This window comes from Lutibacter sp. (genome assembly GCF_040883305.1).
Taxonomy (GTDB): Bacteria; Bacteroidota; Bacteroidia; order Flavobacteriales; family Flavobacteriaceae; genus Lutibacter.
The window spans coordinates 1-5,012 of the sequence record NZ_JBFLKT010000139.1 but is presented as its reverse complement, the minus strand read 5'-3'; the positions used below and the strand labels follow the sequence as shown (position 1 = coordinate 5,012).

Annotated in this window: 5 protein-coding genes; all 5 read right to left on the bottom strand. The window is 28.4% G+C overall.

The genetic code is table 11. The features are described 5' to 3' along the window. On the bottom strand, window positions 1-626 hold a 626-nt coding region (locus tag AB1Z17_RS04565), incomplete at its 3' end, for a serine hydrolase (RefSeq protein WP_368050614.1). A gap of 136 nt (window positions 627-762) precedes the next feature. Next, a complete protein-coding gene (mgtE, locus tag AB1Z17_RS04560; RefSeq protein ID WP_368050612.1) occupies window positions 763-2,124 on the bottom strand; it encodes a magnesium transporter in 1,362 nt (453 codons plus the stop codon). After that, window positions 2,114-2,890 (bottom strand): 16S rRNA (adenine(1518)-N(6)/adenine(1519)-N(6))-dimethyltransferase RsmA, encoded by a 777-nt coding sequence (gene rsmA, locus AB1Z17_RS04555; RefSeq protein WP_368050611.1) that lies wholly within the window; start codon window positions 2,888-2,890, stop codon window positions 2,114-2,116. The genes mgtE and rsmA overlap by 11 nt, the downstream gene beginning before the upstream one ends. A 3-nt stretch (window positions 2,891-2,893) precedes the next feature. Continuing rightward, window positions 2,894-3,226, bottom strand: coding sequence for a DUF4286 family protein (locus AB1Z17_RS04550; protein ID WP_368050610.1), 333 nt, complete (start codon window positions 3,224-3,226; stop codon window positions 2,894-2,896). 148 nt (window positions 3,227-3,374) lie between these two features. Then, the coding region (locus AB1Z17_RS04545; RefSeq protein WP_368050609.1) for a hypothetical protein at window positions 3,375-5,012 on the bottom strand (1,638 nt) is incomplete at its 5' end.

The following is a 5,012-nucleotide window of genomic DNA, read 5'->3' as shown; positions in this document are numbered from 1 at the left end:
GTGTAACCAATTCCCTTTTCTATTTTATCTAAAGAAAGGTTTTTTATAGAATCGTTTTGTATTGGATTTTCACTATAAATTACGCTATCCTTATTATAAAAATAGACCGATTTAGTGTTAATATCATACGGATTATCAACAGAAAAACGATGTGAAATTCGAGCAGTAATTCCTTTGCTTTTTAATTGATTATTAATATAATTTTGACCTAAGTAATCAAATAAACGTGAATAGGCTAAATTATCGCTAACTGCAAAAATCTTTTTAATTTCATTGGCAAATGTGGTTTTTGTAGTATCGCTAGCACTATTAAAAACAGTATTTTTATGTATCTTTTTGTTTTGATTCATTTTTTGTAAAGCCAAAACAGCAATAGGAAACTTAACAGAACTTGCAGGATAAAAATAAGTATTTTTATCTACTCTATAAGAGTAATCTTTAAAAGTTGTCTTACCATTTTCTTGTAGAATTTTGGTAAATAAAACTTGCACTTCGTAGTTTTTTACACTATCAATAACTTTTTTTATTTGTTTGTTTTTAGAAGCTATTGCTTTTTCTAAAGGGTTTTGTTTAGCACAACTAATTAACAAAAAAACTAAAAAAAGAAGTATTAAAAAATGTTTCATGTATTTATTTTAATGTTTTTTAAAGGTCTTATTTAGACTCCGCTCAGCACAGGAAATCATTTTCTTAAGTAATCAACTTTTGAACATGCTCATTTTATAACATTAAAAGTTTTTTGATAATTTTTTAAGAGTTATTTTAAAACCCTAAAATTAACTTAGCGATATAAAAGAACAAGAAAATTCCAAAGATATCATTACTAGTTGTAATAAATGGTCCTGTAGCAATTGCTGGATCAATACCTCTTTTATCTAATATTATTGGCACAAAAGTCCCTATTAATGCAGCTACTATAATAACACACAACATAGAAATTGCAACAGTAAAACTTAATAAAGTATCCATCATACTTGGCATAATTAAACCAAAAAGCATCACTAACAATCCTAGAACCGTACCACTAATTAAGCTTAAACTAACTTCTTTAAAAAGTCTGCTTAACAAACTTCCTTTAATAATATCATTTGCTAAACCTTGAACAACAATAGCGCTTGATTGCACTCCAACATTACCTGCCATTGCAGCAATTAACGGTGTAAAAAAGAACAATTTACCATATCTAGGGTCGGACATAATATCTTCATAACCTTCCATAATAAAAACACTCCCTAAACCACCAAATAATCCTAAAACCAACCAAGGTAAACGTGCCTTTGTAAGTTCAAAGATACTATCATCAGCTTCAACATCGTCAACTAAACCTGCCGCCATTTGATAATCTTTTTCTGCTTCTTCTTTAATTACATCAACAATATCATCAATAGTAATTCTACCAACTAAATGTCCAATTTCATCTACTACAGGAATGGCTTCCAAATCGTATTTTTGCATTATTCTAGCAACATCTTCAGCTTTATCTTGAACGTTTACAGCATCAACTTTTTTTATTAAAACATCTTTAATTGCAGTTTTAGTTGAGGTAGTTAATAAGTCTTTTAAAGAAAGTCTTCCTTTTAGCTTATTATTATCATCTACCACGTAAATAGAATGTACGCGTGTTACTTCTTCTGCTTGTGAACGCATTTCCTTTACACAAGTAAGTACGTTCCAATTTTCGTTAACTTTTACTAATTCTTTTGCCATTAAACCCCCTGCGGTATTTTCATCGTACCTTAAAAGTTCTACAATTTCTTTAGCGTGTTCAATGTCTTCTAAATGAGAAATTACCTCCTCTTTTTGATTTTCAGAAAGTTCTGAAATAATATCGGCGGCATCATCGGTATCTAATTCATCTATTTCTTCTGCAATTTCTTTACTAGAAAGTTCTCTAAGTATTTTTTCACGAACATTTTCATCTAATTCTGCAATTACTTCAGAAGTTACATCACTTTCTAAAAGTCGAATTAAATAAATGGCTTCTTCAATATATATTTCTTCAATAACTTCTGCTATATCTGCATAGTGAACATCTTCTAATAGTACCAATAAAGAATCGTTGTTTTTTTCACCGATTAATTGTTGTATATCTTCTATAAACTGTTTAGTAATTTCAACTGGCATCTTTTTCTATTTTAGAAGTAAGATTAATAAATTCTTGAACAGATAATTGTTCTGGACGTTGCCCAAAGATAATATCTTCTCTTAAATTATCCGATAAATTAAATGTTTTTAAACTATTACGAAGCGTTTTTCTACGTTGTTGAAAAGCTGTTTTTACTACTTTAAAAAACAATTTTTCGTCAACAGGAAGGGTGTAATTTTCTTTTCGAGTTAATCTAATTACACCAGAATCTACTTTTGGAGGTGGATCAAAAACCGTTGGTGGTACCGTAAATAAATATTCCACATTATAAAAAGCCTGTGTTAAAACAGAAAGTATTCCATAGACTTTGCTCCCTGCGGTCTCAGCAATTCTTTTAGCGACTTCTTTTTGAAACATTCCTGAAAATTCCGGTATTTGATGACGATTTTCTAATGTTTTAAATACAATTTGTGTTGAAATATTATAAGGAAAATTACCAATTATTGCGACTTGCTCTTTGCCAAAATAATCTTCAATATTAATTTTTAAAAAATCTTTTGAAATTATTCTATTTGCTAAGTTTAAATAATGAGCTTGTAGATATTCAACAGACTCAGTATCTATTTCAATAACATGAATTGTTGGTTTTTTTTTAAGCAAATACTTTGTTAAAACACCCATTCCCGGACCAATTTCTAACACATTATTATAGCCTTTTTCTGTTAAACTATCCGCAATTTGCTGTGCAATTAACTCGTCCTTCAAAAAATGTTGCCCTAGGTGTTTTTTTGCTCTTACACTCATATTTCAATTTTTTAAACTCATACTAAATTGTTCGCTTATCACTTTTAATTCGGTTCTAAAAGCAACAATTTTGTCTTTAAATAAATGCATAGCTTCGGCTCTTAATTTTTCTGCATCTTCCTGGTAATATTCTTGAAGCGTTTCAATACTATCTGTAGTATATTGCACCGCATACGTTGTTCCACCCATTTCTTCTTCAACCATAACTTGGCTCATTTTTGCATTGGTAAATTTACCTAATGAAAGCATATTTGGAATGTGTTCTTCTTTCATCCATTTTAACCATTCTTGATGAATTGATGCGTCTACATTTGTTGTTACGTTGTATATGTACATTTTTTTTAGTTTAAGTTTTTTTAGGTTCAAAGTTGTAACGGGACAAAGGTCTAAAGTGTAATTTTCACAAACAACTAAAAGCCTCCTTCAGGCTTCTGACTTCCGCCTTCGGTCTTCATTCCCATTTTTAATTCTTCATTATTAATTTTTAATTAATTGCATCTCCTCGTAATTTTCTATATTTTTTTCTGGCATCAACTAAATAGATACTCGATGGATATTCAAAAATAATTTTTTGATAGTATTCTTTAGCTTTTTCAATATTATTTAATTTGTTTAAATACAATTCTGCTACATAATAAATAGCATCATCAGCTAAAATATCATCTTTATTAAGTGCAATAATTTGTAAATAATTATTTTCTGCTTTTATTAAATCGCCAGAACTCTCTAATAATTTTGCTTGTTTAAACAAGGTTTCATCTTCTAAAGCATGTCCTTTAAAATTTGTTAAAATTACTTGTAACGTAACAATTGCAGCTTGGTTTTTATTTTGATATGCTAATAAATCTGCTTTTGCATACGTTTTTAAAGCTACTTTTAAACTGTCTTTTACCACATTATCTGTAATTAATAAGTTTAAATCTAACGCATCGTTTGCAATTAATTGTGAAGTAGAATTTTTTAGCACCTTTAATTGCGATTGCGCCCATTCAAAATCGCCTTTAAAATAAGATGTTTGTGCAATTTTAAAACGTGCCGTTTGTCCGATAGTATGACTTTTTAAATCGTTTTGAACTTGAGTATAGTAAATTAATGCGGTGCTAAATTTATTGGTATAGACCAAAATATCAGCTAATTTAGTTTTAATAGTTCCTTTTTGAAATTCGTTTATTGGTAATTTAAGCGCTTTTTTTAATAGATTAATGGCTTTTTCTGGTTCATTCTTTTTAAACGCTAAAAAATCGGCAAATACCAATTGTACGGCTATTGTATATTCATTTTTGCCATATTCCAAAAAAATTTGTTCAAATTGCTGCTCAGTTTTAGAAATTTCTGTAGCTGTTTCAATAGAAATTTGTAATAAGTAGAGTTTTGATCGTAGCTGATCTTCTAAATTATTAGTATTTTCAATTATAAAATTAAAACAGTTTTTTGAAACTATAAAATCGGAATCTTTAAAAGCAATTTCACCCAAATCTGTAATTCCTTTTAAACTACTGTTATCTCTTTTAAACAAAGCCTTTTCTTGTAGTAATGCCTTTGCATAGTCTTTTTGTTGCATAAATAACCAACTCAATAACTGATTCCAGCTATTTTGTGGATTGTTCTGTAATTTTTTAATCAACAGTTTTCTTAAAAAAATATTTGCTTCATTTTCAGCATCATCGGTTAAATACTTTCCAATATAAGTTTTTGCAGTTGGCAAATAATTAATGTTGGTTTCAATCAAATTTAAATACGTTTCAAACATATTTTCTAAATCGGCTTTTTCACCATAAATAGCTGCAATTTGCAAGTTGAAATTTGCATTAGGATTGAATTCCATAGATTTTTTAAAAGCAGCAAGTGCATAATCTAATAAATGGTTTTTATGAAAAGATCTTCCTATTAAATACCCTTGGTTTTTAGATTTTTCGATAGAATTTATAGCTTTTTCATAAAAAAAAGTGGCACTATCTTGTTTGTATTGCAATTGGTAATTATAACCTAATTCAACTAATAAATAATATTGATCTGAACGTTTTTTTAGTTGTTTATTAATAATAGATTGTACTTCATTATAATTTTCTAATTGCTGATAACTTGTAACTAAATTAGTTAAATAATTACTATTTAAAGGGTT